Origin of the sequence: Pseudomonas sp. Pseusp3 (assembly GCF_047304225.1) — a bacterium.
Taxonomy (GTDB): domain Bacteria; phylum Pseudomonadota; class Gammaproteobacteria; order Pseudomonadales; family Pseudomonadaceae; genus Aquipseudomonas; species Aquipseudomonas fluorescens_CD.
The window spans coordinates 125,309-139,457 of the sequence record NZ_JBGLYV010000002.1 but is presented as its reverse complement, the minus strand read 5'-3'; the positions used below and the strand labels follow the sequence as shown (position 1 = coordinate 139,457).

The following is a 14,149-nucleotide window of genomic DNA, read 5'->3' as shown; positions in this document are numbered from 1 at the left end:
CTGGAGCTTTCGATGCCCACTTCTGCCCTTGCCGGTCTGACTCTCCTTGTCCTTGGGGAGAGCCATATGAGCCTCGCGGACCATTTGCTGGAGCCGCTGCACGACAACCTGACTCGCCAAGGCGCCCAGGTCCATTCCATCGGTGCCTGCGGCGCCAGCGCCGGTGACTGGCTGATCAGCAAAAAGGTCGACTGCGGTGCCGAGCGCAAAGGCAACGACAAGATTGTGATCAAAGGGCGCGAGGCAACCACCACACCGATCCAGGACCTGATCGCCGCCGACAAGCCCGACCTGGTGGTACTGGTCATCGGCGACACCATGGCGTCCTATGACAAGCCGGTGTTCCCGAAGGCCTGGGCATGGCAAAGCGTCACCGGCCTGGCCAAGGCCATCGCGGCCACCGGGACCCGTTGCGCCTGGGTGGGCCCGGCCTGGGGCAAAGCCGGTGGCATGTACCAGAAGAATGATGCCCGCACTCAATTGATGTCGCAGTTTTTGGCCGCGAACGTGGCGCCTTGTACCTATATCGATTCGCTGACGCTCTCCAAACCCGGGCAGTGGATCACCACCGACGGGCAGCACTTCACCGTCGCCGGTTATCAATCCTGGGGCAATGCAATCGGTGATGCCCTGGCCAAACTGCCCGCCGAGCGCGTCAGCAGCACGGGAGCCGGCAAATGATCCGATCCGCATTCAGCTGGGCGCTGTTCGCGCCCTTGATGCTCAGCCTGCACGCCGAGGCCGCCGACATTGCCCTGTACCCGACGGGCCCGGATCAGGACTCGGCCTTCCTGCGTTTTATCAACGCCGCCGACCGCCCCCTGCACCTGCTGGCCGAAGGCTCGCGGGCAAGCCTCAAGCTGGAAGGCAGCAATGCCGTGTCCGACTACCTGCCCGTGCCCGCCAACCAGCCGATCAAGGGCACCCTGGAACGCAACGGCAAGAGCCAGCCGCTGGACATCCAGGTGGCGGCAGGCGAGTTCGCCAGCGTGATCGCCTTGCCGGACAGCGCACAAGGTATCCGCCAGGTCGTCATCCGTGAGCAGCCCGACGACTTCAATAGCCTGAGAGCCTCGCTGGCGTTTATCAGCGCCGATCCCGCGTGCACCCAGGCCGGTTTGCGCGCTGCCGGGAAAAACGCCGAGCTGTTCAAGGAGGTGGCCGACGGCAGCGTGCAACGTCGCGCAATCAACCCGGTCAGCCTGTCGGTTCAATTGGTCTGCGCCCAAACCAACGTCGGTGCCCCGCTTGACCTGGGTCAGCTCAAGGCTGGCGAGCGCTACAGCGTTGTGCTGCTGCCTGGCGCAAATGGCCCTTACCTGTTGCTCGCGACTGACGTCCTGGCCCACTGATCGGATCGCGCCACCACCATGGTTTTTGCTTCTCTCGAGTTTCTGACGTTGTTCCTGCCGCTGTTCCTGTGTGCCTATGCACTGTCCCCGGCCGCCTGGCGCAACGTCACGCTACTGATCGGCAGCTGGCTGTTCTATGGCTGGTTGAGCCCACGGTTCCTCGCTGTGCATGTGGCGCTGACGATCACGGCATGGGTCGGCGGCTTGCTGATTGACGCCTTGCGGGAAGAAGGCAAGGGCCGCGTGCGGTTGCTCGCAACGCTGATCGTGCTCAATACGGCGGTGCTGTGCTGGTACAAGTACGCCAACATCGTAGCCGGCACGTTGATCGATGCCGCCACCTGGTATGGCGCCATGCCCCTGGACTGGCAGCGGGTCATCATGCCGGCCGGGCTGTCGTTTATCGTCTTGCAGGCGATTTCCTATCTGGTGGATGTGCATCGCCATACCGTGCCGGTTGAACGCAGCTTCATCAACTACGCCACCTATATTTCGATGTTCGGCCATTCGGTCGCCGGCCCCATCATTCGCTATGACTGGGTTCGGCGTGAGCTGAATCAACGTTACTTCAACCTGCAGAATTTCTCGCTGGGCGCACGCAGGTGTATGGTCGGGATGTGCATGAAGGTCCTGGTGGCCGACACCCTGTCGCCCGTGGTCGATGTGGCGTTCAGTTTGCCGGCCCCCAGTTTCCTCGACGCCTGGGTTGGCTGCCTTGCCTATTCGTTGCAACTGTTCTTCGACTTCGCCGGCTACAGCGCCATGGCCATTGGGCTGGGATTGATGCTGGGCTTTCACTTTCCCGAGAACTTCGACCGTCCGTATCTGGCCAACAGCATCCAGGACTTCTGGCGCCGCTGGCACCTGTCGCTGTCCAGTTGGCTACGTGACTATCTGTATATTCCGCTGGGCGGCAATCGCAACGGCACCTGGAAAACCTACCGCAACCTGTTCCTGATCATGGCCATCGCCGGACTCTGGCACGGTGGCGACAGCTGGAACTATCTGCTGTGGGGCTGCGCCCATGGCCTGGCGTTATGCGTTGATCGTGCCTGGAGCCGTTCCACCCGGCCCTCAGTACCGCCGGTGCTGTCCCATGGACTGACATTGTTGTTCGTCTGCCTGGCCTGGACACTGTTCCGCGCCCCCGACTTTCATGGCGCGCTGAACCTGTACGCCGGACAGTTCGGCCTGCAGGGCATCGCCCTCGGTGACGAACTGTCCGCGACCCTGCGCCCGGTACACGGCCTCGCGGGGTTGCTGGGGGTGTTCGGTATCGTCGCACCGCTGCTGCGCCCTTACTGTGAGAAACGACCGGGCGGCCTTGTGCTCTTCGCCGCCACCCTTTGGCCCATCGCCGGTTTCATGCTGTCGTTCGCCCTGATCGCCAGTCGCGAAACCGTACCCTTCCTGTACTTCCAATTCTGATGACGATCCCAAGGCACACCCCGCCCTCCACTCAGCCAGATGATCTGGCGACACGCAGCAGTCGGTTGGCAGGCGTGGCGCTGCTGATATTCCTGTTCGTCGGACTGCTGTCCTCTGGCAGCCTGATCGTTTCAGGGCAGATCTCGCTGTCGGCCGATAAAGTGCAGGCTCCGCAGTTTTTTGATGGCGATATCACGCATCGGATCGCCAAGGAACTGTCGAACGCTCAACTCCCCACGACCTTCGCCGAACTGGAGCGCGGTGTCAGTTGGCTGCTCCTCGGTGACACCGGGCCGAGGGTTCGCCCGGGTTGTCCTGACTGGTTGTTTTTGGCCGATGAGCTCAAGGTCCATCATCACGCGCAGCGCAATGCCGAGGCCAAAGTCCAGGCAGTGATCGATCTGCAGCAGCAGCTCTCCCAGCGTGGCATCCGCCTGTTGGTGGTCATCGTTCCAGACAAGAGCCGCATCGCTGCTGAGCAGCGTTGCGCACTGCACCGCCCAGCCGCTCTCGAAGGGCGCATCCAGGCCTGGACCTCGAAGCTGGCTGTGGCTGGCGTGTCGAATCTGGACCTCACCGCTGCGCTGACGCCACTGGGGGCCAGTGCCTGGTTGCGCACCGATACGCACTGGAGCGAATCCGGCGCGAAGGCGGCGGCCGAGGCCATCGCGCAGCGCCTGAAGACCCTGGGCATCAGCGCAACGCCACGCAGGTCGTTCAACGAAAGTCATGCCCCGCTCGCGGTGCGACCTGGCGATCTGGTCCATCTGGCGGGCATCGACTGGCTGCCGCTCAAATGGCAACCCGCCCCCGAAATGGTCGCCCAGACCAGCACCCACGAACTTCCCGTAGCATCAGCCACCAGCCCTGACACAGAGGCAGACCTCTTTGGCGATGCCGACCTCCCCGATACCGTGCTCATCGGCACTTCATTCTCACGCAACTCCAACTTCGCCGGGTTTCTGCAGCAGGCGCTGGGCGCCCCCATAGGCAACTTCGCCAAAGACGGCGGAGCGTTCTCTGGCGCTGCCAACAGCTACCTGAACAACCCGGCCTCCAAGGAAACGCCGCCAAGGCAAATCATCTGGGAGATCCCGGAGCGGGACCTGCAGACGCCTTACGTCGACCCCATTACCTATCGCTCGTTGCGGTAGGCCAATCGCAACCAGCCGAACCGACACCCGGTACTGGGCTTTTCGTATCTGCCCTGTCACACCTTCGTCACACCTGCCAGGCACAATGCACTCAGCCAAAGGGATTTGGCCCATCTACAGAAAGCCCGGCCAGTGCCGGGCTTTTCGTTTCTGCCCCATGCCTCCCATGTCGCAAGGGTGATTCACAATGCAGAGTGGTTCAATTCAACCCGGTCTGATGTTGCCCGGCGAATTGTCTGTGGAACCAGTCCGAGAGCATGGCCTTCTCGGAGTAGAGTCTGTCACTTCTGTTGGCGCGCCCCGGACGTTGGAGGTAGAGCTGATCCATGACCCTGGCGTCGGCCTGGCTCACGATCTGGCCGTTTTGTTTGAGCACGTAATGCAGATCGATGCTCGGCCAGGTAATGTCGCGCATGAAGCGCACCTGATAGGCATTTAGCCTCCAGGGTTCGTAACGACCGGCCAGATCGATGTTACGTATTTCAATTTGCAGCTGCTGGCCGGCTGGCAGGTACCGTTCGCCAAGCTTCTGGATGTAGCTGCGCAGCTCTTTCATGACAAAAGCATCGGCACCACGCTCATAACCTGGACTATCCAGGCTGGCATCGCTGAATTTTTCGGGGTTCTTGAATTCGACTTCGACCGAAGACGCTGCGGTGGCAATTGGCACCATAAACAGCGCAACCAGTGCGATCGAGGTGCAAACGGGTATTGAGCGCATGGCTCACCTCCACGTGCAGCGCTTTTCAGTGCATGCTGCACCGTGTTTAGTTTACGCCTGAGGTGCATGTCAGGGCACTGACATGATCCATGGTCCTTCTTCCAGGTGGCGACCTCGACTGATGGATCAGTGCTACATCGCAGACAGGCGGCCACTGAGCAGGTTTTTTCATTCCAGCGACATGCTTTTCACGAAACGCTCACAGAATGGAGCGCAGATTAAACGGACAAAAGGATTTGACCCCACACAAAAAGCCCGCCACCGCGCGGGCTTTTTGCTGCCTGCCAAGCTATGGCTCAAGAGCGCTGCGTTTAGTCAGTAAACACGCGGCATCGTTAACGACCATCGTCGGAACGCCGCCCGGAGCAAGCTCGCTCCTACAGGAGGATCAAGCCATGCCGACCAACGACCTCGTCCCTTCCCTGATCTACAAACTCAACGAAAACCAACTCGCCATAGCTGCGGCCGTGGAAGATCTGTCCGTTTGGATTGAACAGCTGCATGGGCCCGCTGAAGACGGAGCCAGAATCCGCAACTCACTGACCAAGCTGGATGAAAACCTGGAATTCATCACGCGCGGGGTCGCCGAGTTGTTGAATGATCGATAGTTCTGTCGGGGCTTTCCCAACAAGCAGGATGATGGGCATGTGGACGTGAAAGTGGTAGGCAAGCCGGTGGGTGATTGCCAGGCCCGATTAAAAAACCGTAAGGCCCTCTCTAGACGACGTCAAGACGACACGCCGCCTGTACCTGCGTTTTACCACCATCACAAAGGAAGCGGCCTATCCTGAATGACCCGTTTCATAACGAGGGTCGAGGTCAACCGTTGTACGTTGGGCAAGGTCGAAAGGCTCTCATCGTATAGCTGTTGGAAGGCTGGCAAATCCTGAGTGATGACGTGCAGCAGGTAGTCCGGCTCCCCAAATAACCTCTGGGCATCGACCACTTGCGGGATCTCAACGAGCGCCGTCTCGAAAGCCTCGACAGCCTGCCGGTCGCCCTCACGAAGCGTGGCAAACACCATCGCTGAAAAATTCAGGCCGAGTGCGCCTGGGTCCAGCTGTGCCCTGTAGCCAAGCAACACACCTGACTCTTCCAGTGCCCGTACTCGCCGATGGCAAGGGGAAAGGCTCAACCCAACTCGCTCGGCAAGCTCAGTGACCGAAAGACGGCCATCCTTTTGCAGCTCAGCAAGAATCTTCCGGTCAATTCTGTCCATGCAGAACAATCTCCCAATCTACAAACTAAAAACGACCATCTTTGAAAGATAATTCTAACCATATTTCATTAATCTTCCTCCGATCATTAACAACCGTACCCCTCTTCAGAAAACAAGAGGGGCGGCCTTTGATGTGAGAGACGGGATGATGAATTACGCGGTGAATGATGAACCGGCGCAGGTGACGCCATGACCTTCAGTGTTTTTGTTGCCTTCTGGGCGGTGTCGATTTTGTTCGTCATCACACCCGGAGCCGATTGGGCCTACGCGATATCGGCCGGTTTGAAGCATCGAGTCGTCATACCCGCTGTCGGCGGACTGTTGTCCGGCCACTTGATCGCCACAATGGTGGTAGCCGGCGGTGTTGGCACTCTGGTCGCCAACCACCCCGTGGCCATGTCCGTGCTAACGATTACCGGGGCGGGTTACCTGCTTTGGCTGGGTATCAACATGCTCGTGCGCCCCGCCACACCGCACGCGGATGAGGTTCAGGCGTCAGGCTCATGGAAGCGCTGGGCGCTCAAAGGGCTTTGCGTCAGCGGGCTGAATCCAAAAGTGTTTCTGCTGTTCCTGGCGCTCCTGCCTCAATTTGCCGACGCCACTGCACCCTGGCCTGTACCGATGCAGATGATTGCACTCGGGCTCGTCCACACTTTCAGTTGTGGCGTGATCTACCTTCTGGTCGGATTTGGCTCGCAGGTTGTTCTTCGGGCACGCCCGGCCGCCGCACGCCTGGTCAGTCGTTTTTCTGGAGCGGCCATGATCCTCATCGCAGTGGCTCTGTTTGCCGAACAACTGCTGGGTTAATTCACCTTCAACGAGCCTCCCATGAACGATCAGCCTTCACCCTATGGCAACACCCCTCTCGCCCGGCAGACGACACGCATCCGAATACCGCACCTGAAACAGATGAAAGTGGAGGGCCAGAAATGGGCAATGCTCACCGCGTATGACATGTACAGCGCAGCCATTTTCGAAGAAGCCGGAATACCCGTCCTGCTGGTAGGCGACTCGGCCTCCAACAACGTTTATGGCAACGAGTCCACGTTATCCGTCACCGTTGACGAACTGATCCCTCTGGTTCGCGCCGTCACCCGCTCGACTCAACGGGCACTGGTGATTGCCGACCTTCCTTTCGGCTCTTACCAGGGCTCGGTGGAGCAATGCTTCCACACTGCCGTGCGATTCATGAAAGAGGCCGGTGCGCATGCGGTCAAACTTGAGGGGGGGATCGAAGTACTACCTCAAGTCGAGAAACTCGCCAGTTCAGGCATACCCGTCATGGCGCACATCGGCTTCACACCACAGCAGGAGCATCAATTAGGTGGCTATCGCGTTCAGGGCCGGGGTGAGGACGCGCAGCGACTGATAGACAGTGCCAAAGCGTTAGAAGCAGCTGGCGCATTCGCTATCTTGATCGAAATGGTGCCGGGTAATGTAGGTCGAGCGATCACCGAAGCGATTTCAATTCCGACCGTCGGGATTGGCGCTGGCAACCAGTGCGACGCTCAGGTTCTGGTCTGGCAGGACATGACTGGACTACGCACCGGCCGCATGCCGCGATTCGTCAAACAGTACGCCGACCTTCGTTCGGTACTTCACACCGCGGCAAGGGATTTTGCACTTGAGGTGGAGGCAGGAACATTTCCTGGCCCCGAACACACTTTTTAGCCAGGAAGTCGTTATGAAGAGTCCGAGAGAACGCGCTGCCGAAGGCCTCCAGGTCAGAGACCGCTTCACGATAGTCCGCTGCTTTTCAGATGACGATATTCGTCAATTCGCGCAGATTTCACGAGACTACAATCCGGTTCACTGTGATACGCGCTACGCCGTGATATGCAGGTTCAAGGAGCCCATCGCCCACGGACTTCTGACAGCCAGCCTCGTCACCGAAATTGGCGGGCAAATCGGTTGGCTGGCAACCGGGATGACTTTCGCATTCAAACGACCGGTGTATGCGGGAGAACAGATCACCTGCCACTGGCTCATCACTGACATCGATGAACGCGGTCACGCAAAAGCCGAGGTCAGAATACTCAACGCAGAGGGAATCACAGTGCTGGAGGCGACTACGACCGGAGTGCTACCCGGAGCTGAAGAGCGTGAATGCCTCAAGCAGATGATTGCTGAGGGAGATCCCGCCAACGGTGCCGCCCGATCCCCCAGTTGATAGCCTGGAATCGATGGCAAGCAGTTTCCAGTTTTACTTCAATACGTGATGGGGGGTAATGCAAAGCGAGAGCCAGAACTGGCCCTCGCTGTTTTTGCAGTCAAATTCAGCGCTTGAGTTTGCGCTTGTTACGGTATTGGTCGATAACCACCGCGACTACGATGATCAGGCCCTTGATGATGTCCTGGATGTAGGCATCGACCCCGACGAAAGTGAACCCGCTGGCCATCACCCCAAGGATCAGTGCACCGATGACGGTGCCGGTGATGCGCCCCACCCCGCCCGCCAGGCTGGTACCGCCGATAACCGCTGCGGCAATCGCATCCAGTTCATAGGACATGCCCATCCCGGCCTGCCCGGTGGCAGCACGGGCCGAAGCGACCACGCCCGCCAGTCCCGCCAGCAACCCGGCGATGCTGTAGACGATGACCAGATGGCGTTTGACGTTGATACCGGACGTACGCGCCGCCTGCATGTTGCCGCCGATGGCGTAGGTGTATTTGCCGTACTTGGTGTAGCGCAGCGCGATGTGGAAGATCACCGCCACCACCAGGAAAATGATCACCGGCATCGCGCCGTGACCGATGGCCGTGTAGGAATCCGATAGCATGCTCACCGGCTGGCCTTCGGTGTAGTAACGCGCCAGGCCACGGGCCGAGACCATCATGCCCAAGGTGGCAATGAACGGTGGAATCCCGGTGATCGCAATGATACTGCCGTTGATTGCCCCCGCCAGCAGCCCGACACCGAGCCCGACAATCACTGGAATCCACACCGGCAAGTCGGTCAGAGACGGGAATACTGCCCGAGCGAAATCCGAGGTCTGCGCCAGGCTGGCAGCGATCATCGCCGATAAGGCCAGCACCGAGCCCGACGACAGGTCGATGCCGGTGGTGATGATCACCTGGGTCACGCCAATTGCCAGCAGGCCAATGATCGACACTTGCAGGATCATCAAGACCAGCCGCTGGGAGTTCATCAGGAAGCTCTGGTCGCGCACGATCCAGCCGAACATTTCGAACACCAGGCCGATGCCGATCAGCACCAGGAAGATGCTCAGCTCGGTCGGAAAGCGCCGACGACTCTTGACCGGTGCCGTTGCTGGCTTGTTTTCCAGTATCGCGTTCATAACCACTCACCCTTCTATCGCATCGTCGACGCTGGCCGAGCCAGCGCCGGCATCCATTAGTGAACCACGGACATGCCCGAGGCCAGTTGCATCACTCGCTCCTGAGTCGCTTCGCTGCGGTCGAGGGTGCCCATCAGGTCGCCCTCATGCATGACCATGACCCGATCACTCATGCCGAGTACTTCCGGCAGCTCCGAGGAAATCATGATCACCGCCATGCCTTCGCTGGCGAGGTAGGAGATAAGCCGGTAGATCTCGGCCTTGGCGCCGACATCGATGCCGCGGGTCGGCTCGTCGAGAATCAGAATTCGTGGATTGGTCATCAGCCAGCGCGCCAGCAAGGCCTTCTGCTGATTACCGCCGGACAGCGTGTCGATGCATTGCTCGAGCGACGGGGTTTTCACCCGCAACTTCTTGCACATGTCTTCGCACAGGGCGCGCAGGGCTTTTTGCTGGATGAAACCGTGGCCGGCGTAGTGCGGCAGCACCGCCATCTCCATATTCTCCAGCACCGACAGGCACGGGAACAGGCCGCTGAGCTTGCGATCCTCGGTCAACAGGGCGAACCCCTTCTCGATGGCCATGTGCGGATCGGTAATGCGCACCACTTCACCGTCGAGGCGAATCTCGCCACCGTCGCTCGGGGTGATGCCAAAGATCGCCTCGGCGATGTTGGTCCGTCCCGAGCCCATCAACCCGGCAATGCCGAGGATCTCGCCGGCATGCAGATCGAAGGAAACGTCCTTGAAAATGCCATCGAGCCTGAGGTCGCGTACCGACAGCAGCAGATCGCCGATCGGCGTCTCGCGCACCGGGAATAACTGGCTCAGTTCACGCCCGACCATCATCGAAATCAGGCTGTCGCCGTCCATGCTGTCGGCCCGTTGCAGGCCGATGTAGGCGCCGTCGCGGAACACTGCCACTTCGTCGGCGATGCTGAACACCTCATTCATTTTGTGGGTGATATAGATGATGCCTTTGCCCTGGCGCTTGAGGTCGGCAATGATCGAAAACAGGTGGGCGACTTCCTTGTCGGTGATGGCCGAGGTCGGTTCGTCCATGATCAGGATGTCGGAATCGTAGGACACTGCCTTGGCGATCTCGACCATCTGCCGTTCGGCGATGCTCAGGTTGCCGACCTGTTCTTCCGGATCAAGGTTGATGCGCAGGCGCTCAAGCAGCTTCGCCGTGCAACGGTGCATTTCCCGGTGGTCGATCATGTGGAAAGCGTTGAGCTGCTCACGGCCAATCCAGATGTTCTCGGCGATGCTCATGTGCGGCATCAGGTTGAGCTCCTGATGGATCATCGCGATCCCGGCCTGCAGCGCCGCCAGGGGCGTTTCGAACACCACCGGCTTGCCCCGCAGGCGCAGTTCGCCGGCGTCCGGCTGGTAGATGCCGGCGATGATTTTCATCAAGGTGGATTTGCCAGCGCCGTTCTCGCCCATCAGGGCCAGCACGGAACCGGGGCGTACCCGCAGTTGTACGTCGGACAAGGCCACCACCCCGGGGAATCCCTTGCTGACGTTGACGATCTCCAACAGGTACGGCTCATCGACAGGTATTGCGGTTGGCTGCCCCCCCATCAACGGGGTGCTCGAAGCAGTCGCTGAAGCGAACATGATCAGGTACTCCATCAGCAAGGTCGCGGTTGCCACCTTGCGTGTTTATTGTTGTTATTGAACGGACGGACTATTTGAACTGGTCAACGTTTTGCAGCGTGATCAAGCGATACGGTACCCATACGGCCGGCTCGACCGGCTCGTTTTTGGCCATTTTCACTGCTGTCTCGATCGAACCGTCTGCCTGACCCTTGGCGTCCTGAAACACAGAGACGACCAGAGACCCCTTCTTCACGGCGTTCAAACCGTCAGGCGTACCGTCGACACCGGCGATCAGAATACTGCCCTTTTCCACTCCGGCCTGTTGCAGAGCCATCGCGGCACCGATGGCCATCTCGTCGTTGTTGGAGACGACCGCATCGAACTTGCGGCCCTGTGTCAGCCAGTCGTTGACCAGGGTCATGCCCTTGTCCCTCAACCAGATGCCGGTTTGCTCTTGCTCGATCTTGATGTTGGGGTACTTGGCCAACACCTCTTTGACGCCCTTGGTACGGTTGGTGGTGGAGTTGTTCGCCAGGTCGCCCAGCAGAATCACGATGTCGCCCTTGCCGCCCATTTTGTCGGCCAGGTATTGCATCTGCATCTGCCCCGCCTCCAGGTCGTTGGAGGCGACGGTGACCACGCCTTTGGGCAGGTTCAGGTCATCGGGACGGCGGTTGACGTACACCAGCGGAATGCCGGCCTTGACCGCCGATTCAGTGATTTTCTTGGTCGCGGCGGTATCCACCGGGTTGACCACAATGGCGTCGACCTTCTGACTGATGAAGCTTTCCACCTGGCTCAACTGCCGGACCACGTCGCTGCGCGCGTCTTCGAACTGCAGCTTGACGCCATCGGGATAGGATTTGGCTTTTGTGTCCATGGATTCGCGCAGGTAGGTCAGCCAGGTGTCATCGAACTGCGACATGCTGACGCCGATCTTCATGTCAGCGAGTGCGGCACCACTGGCGAACATCAGGGACAAGGCGAGTGAGGCGAAACGGATCTTGGTCTTCATGAAAAGTCTTTCTCCACATTCTTGTTGGTTTTTATGGATAAGGCGTGACGATTTCAGTAAGCGGACAAGCGGGAAAAGAGTCGGAACCGGGAGCGAGGCAGCTCACTGGAAATGACTTTATTGGAAAATATTTTCCATATCAACTCATTTTAGAATTTTATTATGATTTTGTTCATTGACGTTCGAGTGGGCTCAATTGCACCACCTGATGGCGCTCGGCACTCAGCCGCGCAGCGTCTAGCACACGGGTGGTCGCCAGTGCATCACGGGCGTCCACAGGCATTGGGCCACCGCTCTGCAATGCGGTTTGCAGCTGTAAATAGAACTGATTCCAGCAACCGCGCTCGGAGGAAACCCTTTCGCGCACTTCGCCCTGTTCGAACCAGCCCCAGCGGCGATGCTCTTCCACGCCCCAGCGTTCACCTTCGGATTTCGGTGTGAGCCCGGCGAGCACCGACGCCTCCTGCCCGTCCAGGCCATCGACGCTGTAGCAACCCTGAGTTCCGGTCACGCGAAAGCGCGGGCCGGGAGTGCTTTGCAGGCAACTGCCACCCAGGTGCGAGGTCACGCCGTTGACGTGAACCAGGGACATAAAGAAGCCGTTGTCGAAGACCTGGCCTTTTTCGACGTAATCCAGTTCGGCGTACACCCGAGTGACGGGGCCGAAAAGCAGCAGCGCCTGATCCACCAGATGGCTACCCAGATCGCGCAGGAAACCGCCGCCACTGCCGTTGTTCACCGACGATGGCGAATAGCGTTCGATTCGCGATTCGAAGCGGGTGACCTGGCCCAGCGCACCGGACTCGATGAGTTTGCGCACGGTGAGAAAGTCCGAGTCCCAACGCCGGTTCTGGTAGACGCTCAGTTGCACACCCTGGCGCTCGGCCATGGTGATCAAGGTTTGCGCCTGTTGCGCGTCGGCGGCGAACGGCTTGTCGCTGACCACCGCAACATTGTGTTCGATGGCGTCGAGCACCAGCGCCGGGCGACCTTTGAGCGGCGTGGACACCACCAGCACATCAACCTCGGCTTCGACCAGTTGGCCGATGCTGTCGAAGGCCGGCACGCCGGGGTGTTCTGCCGCCAGCAACTGGCGCCGCTCCGTTGAACGGGTAACCACACCGACGAAGGTTGCACCCGGCAAACTGCTGATCAGCGGAGCATGGAAAAACCGGCCACCATGGCCGTAACCGACAAGTCCGATACGCATGAAAGTATTTCCCCTGAAAGAACGCGGACCCTGTGGGAGCGGGCTTGCTCGCGAAGGCGGTGTGTCAGGCAACATCTTTGTCGACTGAAGGACCGCTTTCGCGAGCAAGCCCGCTCCCACAGGTATTGCGGTTAGCCGTAGAAGCGGGGGCGATCAGGGAGTGCAACTTTGACAATCGCTCCGCTGTTCTGCGCCTCGATGCACGCATCCGCCGCCACCGCCGCTGCGAAGCCATCCCACGCCGAAGGCCCGCCAACCTGCCCGGCGCGCACGCCATCGATGAACGCCTGCAACTCAACGTCATACGCCGCGATGAACCGATCCTTCCAGTCCATCAGAATCGCGTTGGACAGCTTCGCCCCGCTACGCAGTTGAACCTGGGACGGCTCCGGCAGCTTGGCGATGCCGGTCTCCCCCACCACTTCGCACTGGATGTCGTAGCCGTACTGGCAATTGACGAAGACTTCCACGTCGATGCGCGTGCCCTTGGCGGTTTCCAGCAGCACGATCTGCGGGTCTTTCAAATGCGCGAGCGCCTTGCTGCTCTTGCGTGGGAACACCACTTGCACTGACACGTAATCGTCGTCGAGCAACCAGCGCAACACGTCCAGCTCATGGATCAGCGTGTCGGTGATCGCCATGTCGGTCTTGTAGTTTTCACCCACGGTCGGGTTGCGGTGCGCGCAGTGCAACATCAATGGCTCGCCAATCTGACCACTGTCGATCACGGCCTTCAGTGCCCGATAACCTTCGTCATACGGGCGCATGAAACCGACCTGGACCAAGCGTTTGCCGTAGGCCACTTCGGCCTCGACGATTTTGCGGCAGCCTTCAGCGGTGAGCGCCAGCGGCTTCTCGCAGAACACCGGCTTACCAGCGGCAATCGCGGCCAATACGAACTCTTCGTGGCTCGGGCCCCAGGAGGTGACGAGGATCGCTTCAACCTCCGGCGCTTTGATCAACGCGTGGCCGTCGGGATAGACCTCGGCGGTCAGTTTCAGGTCGGAAACGACCTTCGCGGCTTGCTGCAAGTTGATGTCGGTTACAGCGACGACCTGACTATTGAGCAAGGTCTGGCTGCAACGACGAATGTGATCCTGGCCGATGGCCCCGGTACCGATGACGCCAAGCTTCAAAGACATTTAAT

Annotated in this window: 15 protein-coding genes; 8 read left to right on the top strand and 7 right to left on the bottom strand. The window is 59.6% G+C overall.

From position 1 onward, the window contains the following. Nucleotides 1-12 precede the first annotated feature (12 nt). From ACCD00_RS01580 to ACCD00_RS01565, 4 genes are read left to right on the top strand one after another with little or no spacing between them, the layout of a single operon-like run. Complete coding sequence (locus tag ACCD00_RS01580) at nt 13-681, top strand: SGNH/GDSL hydrolase family protein (protein ID WP_111282033.1); 669 nt, start codon at nt 13-15, stop codon at nt 679-681. After that, a complete protein-coding gene (locus tag ACCD00_RS01575) occupies nt 678-1,352 on the top strand; it encodes an alginate O-acetyltransferase AlgF (RefSeq protein ID WP_413421338.1) in 675 nt (224 codons plus the stop codon). Before ACCD00_RS01580 ends, ACCD00_RS01575 begins: the two co-directional genes overlap by 4 nt. Nucleotides 1,353-1,370: 18 nt before the next feature. Further along, nucleotides 1,371-2,780 carry an MBOAT family O-acyltransferase gene (locus ACCD00_RS01570; protein ID WP_413421336.1) on the top strand — a complete coding sequence of 470 codons (1,410 nt, stop codon included), beginning with the start codon at nt 1,371-1,373 and terminating at the stop codon, nt 2,778-2,780. Further along, nucleotides 2,780-3,934: an alginate O-acetyltransferase AlgX-related protein gene (locus tag ACCD00_RS01565; RefSeq protein WP_413421334.1), complete on the top strand. Its 1,155-nt coding sequence runs from the start codon at nt 2,780-2,782 to the stop codon at nt 3,932-3,934. Before ACCD00_RS01570 ends, ACCD00_RS01565 begins: the two co-directional genes overlap by 1 nt. A gap of 199 nt (nt 3,935-4,133) precedes the next feature. On the opposite strand, the gene ACCD00_RS01560 is transcribed toward ACCD00_RS01565, so the two are convergent. Continuing rightward, nucleotides 4,134-4,655, bottom strand: coding sequence for a DUF3016 domain-containing protein (locus ACCD00_RS01560; RefSeq protein ID WP_413421332.1), 522 nt, complete (start codon nt 4,653-4,655; stop codon nt 4,134-4,136). A gap of 395 nt (nt 4,656-5,050) precedes the next feature. Between ACCD00_RS01560 and ACCD00_RS01555 the strand changes: the two genes are divergently transcribed. Further along, nucleotides 5,051-5,263: a hypothetical protein gene (locus tag ACCD00_RS01555; RefSeq protein WP_008021224.1), complete on the top strand. Its 213-nt coding sequence runs from the start codon at nt 5,051-5,053 to the stop codon at nt 5,261-5,263. A 158-nt stretch (nt 5,264-5,421) separates the two neighbouring features. Here ACCD00_RS01555 and ACCD00_RS01550 read toward each other — a convergent pair whose 3' ends face one another. Then, nucleotides 5,422-5,874, bottom strand: a complete 453-nt coding sequence (locus ACCD00_RS01550; RefSeq protein WP_413421330.1) for an Lrp/AsnC family transcriptional regulator — start codon at nt 5,872-5,874, stop codon at nt 5,422-5,424. Nucleotides 5,875-6,063: 189 nt separating this feature from the next. Between ACCD00_RS01550 and ACCD00_RS01545 the strand changes: the two genes are divergently transcribed. From ACCD00_RS01545 to ACCD00_RS01535, 3 genes are read left to right on the top strand one after another with little or no spacing between them, the layout of a single operon-like run. Then, nucleotides 6,064-6,681: a LysE family translocator gene (locus tag ACCD00_RS01545; protein ID WP_413421328.1), complete on the top strand. Its 618-nt coding sequence runs from the start codon at nt 6,064-6,066 to the stop codon at nt 6,679-6,681. Nucleotides 6,682-6,702: 21 nt separating this feature from the next. Continuing rightward, nucleotides 6,703-7,545 carry a 3-methyl-2-oxobutanoate hydroxymethyltransferase gene (gene panB, locus ACCD00_RS01540; protein WP_413421326.1) on the top strand — a complete coding sequence of 281 codons (843 nt, stop codon included), beginning with the start codon at nt 6,703-6,705 and terminating at the stop codon, nt 7,543-7,545. Between the two features lie 13 nt (nt 7,546-7,558). After that, nucleotides 7,559-8,044 carry a MaoC family dehydratase gene (locus ACCD00_RS01535; protein WP_413421324.1) on the top strand — a complete coding sequence of 162 codons (486 nt, stop codon included), beginning with the start codon at nt 7,559-7,561 and terminating at the stop codon, nt 8,042-8,044. Nucleotides 8,045-8,150: 106 nt separating this feature from the next. On the opposite strand, the gene ACCD00_RS01530 is transcribed toward ACCD00_RS01535, so the two are convergent. The 5 genes from ACCD00_RS01530 to ACCD00_RS01510 all read right to left on the bottom strand — a co-directional run bounded on the left by ACCD00_RS01530 (nt 8,151) and on the right by ACCD00_RS01510 (nt 14,144). After that, nucleotides 8,151-9,173, bottom strand: a complete 1,023-nt coding sequence (locus tag ACCD00_RS01530) for an ABC transporter permease (protein WP_057396421.1) — start codon at nt 9,171-9,173, stop codon at nt 8,151-8,153. Nucleotides 9,174-9,229: 56 nt separating this feature from the next. After that, nucleotides 9,230-10,795 (bottom strand): sugar ABC transporter ATP-binding protein, encoded by a 1,566-nt coding sequence (locus ACCD00_RS01525; RefSeq protein ID WP_413421322.1) that lies wholly within the window; start codon nt 10,793-10,795, stop codon nt 9,230-9,232. Between the two features lie 70 nt (nt 10,796-10,865). After that, nucleotides 10,866-11,792: a sugar ABC transporter substrate-binding protein gene (locus tag ACCD00_RS01520; protein ID WP_007994285.1), complete on the bottom strand. Its 927-nt coding sequence runs from the start codon at nt 11,790-11,792 to the stop codon at nt 10,866-10,868. Nucleotides 11,793-11,964: 172 nt separating this feature from the next. Next, nucleotides 11,965-13,002, bottom strand: coding sequence for a Gfo/Idh/MocA family protein (locus ACCD00_RS01515; RefSeq protein WP_413421319.1), 1,038 nt, complete (start codon nt 13,000-13,002; stop codon nt 11,965-11,967). Nucleotides 13,003-13,133: 131 nt separating this feature from the next. Further along, nucleotides 13,134-14,144 carry a Gfo/Idh/MocA family protein gene (locus tag ACCD00_RS01510; protein ID WP_413421317.1) on the bottom strand — a complete coding sequence of 337 codons (1,011 nt, stop codon included), beginning with the start codon at nt 14,142-14,144 and terminating at the stop codon, nt 13,134-13,136. Nucleotides 14,145-14,149 lie beyond the last annotated feature (5 nt).

Bases quoted from the DNA above. Each gene is read 5' to 3' on its own strand.
- ACCD00_RS01580 (WP_111282033.1), top strand. From the start codon at position 13: ATGCCCACTTCTGCCCTTGCCGGTCTGACTCTCCTTGTCCTTGGGGAG.
- ACCD00_RS01575 (WP_413421338.1), top strand. From the start codon at position 678: ATGATCCGATCCGCATTCAGCTGGGCGCTGTTCGCGCCCTTGATGCTC.
- ACCD00_RS01570 (WP_413421336.1), top strand. From the start codon at position 1,371: ATGGTTTTTGCTTCTCTCGAGTTTCTGACGTTGTTCCTGCCGCTGTTC.
- ACCD00_RS01565 (WP_413421334.1), top strand. From the start codon at position 2,780: ATGACGATCCCAAGGCACACCCCGCCCTCCACTCAGCCAGATGATCTG.
- ACCD00_RS01560 (WP_413421332.1), bottom strand. From the start codon at position 4,655: ATGCGCTCAATACCCGTTTGCACCTCGATCGCACTGGTTGCGCTGTTT.
- ACCD00_RS01555 (WP_008021224.1), top strand. From the start codon at position 5,051: ATGCCGACCAACGACCTCGTCCCTTCCCTGATCTACAAACTCAACGAA.
- ACCD00_RS01550 (WP_413421330.1), bottom strand. From the start codon at position 5,874: ATGGACAGAATTGACCGGAAGATTCTTGCTGAGCTGCAAAAGGATGGC.
- ACCD00_RS01545 (WP_413421328.1), top strand. From the start codon at position 6,064: ATGACCTTCAGTGTTTTTGTTGCCTTCTGGGCGGTGTCGATTTTGTTC.
- panB (WP_413421326.1), top strand. From the start codon at position 6,703: ATGAACGATCAGCCTTCACCCTATGGCAACACCCCTCTCGCCCGGCAG.
- ACCD00_RS01535 (WP_413421324.1), top strand. From the start codon at position 7,559: ATGAAGAGTCCGAGAGAACGCGCTGCCGAAGGCCTCCAGGTCAGAGAC.
- ACCD00_RS01530 (WP_057396421.1), bottom strand. From the start codon at position 9,173: ATGAACGCGATACTGGAAAACAAGCCAGCAACGGCACCGGTCAAGAGT.
- ACCD00_RS01525 (WP_413421322.1), bottom strand. From the start codon at position 10,795: ATGTTCGCTTCAGCGACTGCTTCGAGCACCCCGTTGATGGGGGGGCAG.
- ACCD00_RS01520 (WP_007994285.1), bottom strand. From the start codon at position 11,792: ATGAAGACCAAGATCCGTTTCGCCTCACTCGCCTTGTCCCTGATGTTC.
- ACCD00_RS01515 (WP_413421319.1), bottom strand. From the start codon at position 13,002: ATGCGTATCGGACTTGTCGGTTACGGCCATGGTGGCCGGTTTTTCCAT.
- ACCD00_RS01510 (WP_413421317.1), bottom strand. From the start codon at position 14,144: ATGTCTTTGAAGCTTGGCGTCATCGGTACCGGGGCCATCGGCCAGGAT.